Source organism: Methanoculleus sp. MH98A, assembly GCF_000691865.1.
Classification (GTDB): domain Archaea; phylum Halobacteriota; class Methanomicrobia; order Methanomicrobiales; family Methanoculleaceae; genus Methanoculleus.
In genome coordinates this window covers 1-926 of the sequence record NZ_JMIO01000180.1, presented here as the reverse complement: position 1 = coordinate 926, position 926 = coordinate 1, and the positions used below count along the sequence as shown (strand labels likewise).

Below are 926 nucleotides of genomic sequence, written 5' to 3'. Positions count from 1 at the left end.
GAGATCAATCCGAAGTTCTGGGGGTCTCTCGATCTATCTATCGCCTCCGGCGTTAATTTCCCGGTTCTGCTGGTCAATATGGCATTAAATGGCGATATCGATCCGGTTTTCCGATACGATACAGGGATGACGTTCCGGTGGCCGTTTCCCGAAGACATGGTCCACCTGTGTGCTCACCCGGCATCCGGCATCAATATGATACGGGAGTGCTTTGACGCGCGATCACGGACCAACCTCTGTCTGGACGACCCTCTTCCAAACATGGTACAGATCCCGAGAACGTGCAGTCGTCTGGCGAGGCTGGTCGGCAGCGGCGGGCTGCGCTATCCTCATGGCAGACCGCGGATGAAACGATGATCGGGCGATAGGATTCAGTATGGGCTGTCGCCTCATCATCGGCGATCGCAGCCGGCCGGTATGAGCATTACTCTGAGTAAGCCCACGGTTCAGGGGTGGCGATCCCGCCCGTTGCGCAGCCTTCGATCATCATCGTTCTCCTGCACCGTGTGTCCATGCACATCGGCCGACGGGTACCTTTTAGCCGTGAACGGCATCAGTGCTGCTGTCTCCTCCTGAACACCGGGATGCCACGATGTCGCACAAAAAAGTCGCGCGGGATATCGGTCTCATAGCGGTAACCCAGATGCTCATCAGTCTCGGGGGTTTTTTCCTTCTCCCGATCGTCACCAAGATGCTGGGGCCCGACAGCTACGGGATCTGGGCACAGATCAACGTCACGATCTCTCTCCTCTCCCCTCTTGCCCTGGTCGGACTTCATATGGCGTTTCTCCGGTTTCTGGCCGCAGAGACAGACGAGGGTGTTATCAGGGAGGGTTTTTACTCGATCATCTTCTTTGTCGGCTTTACCGGGTTTGCGATATCGCTCGCGGTCTATCTCCTCTCGGATCTCCTGGCCGTGACGCTGT

General features: G+C 56.9%; 1 protein-coding gene and 1 pseudogene. Both read left to right on the top strand.

Annotated features, from left to right (window positions below; genetic code table 11):
* A pseudogene (locus tag EI28_RS15110) lies at positions 1–357 on the top strand (ATP-grasp domain-containing protein); the annotation flags it as partial.
* Positions 358–592: 235 nt separating this feature from the next.
* A partial coding sequence (locus EI28_RS12450) for an oligosaccharide flippase family protein (protein WP_048115315.1) occupies positions 593–926 on the top strand: 334 nt, incomplete at its 3' end.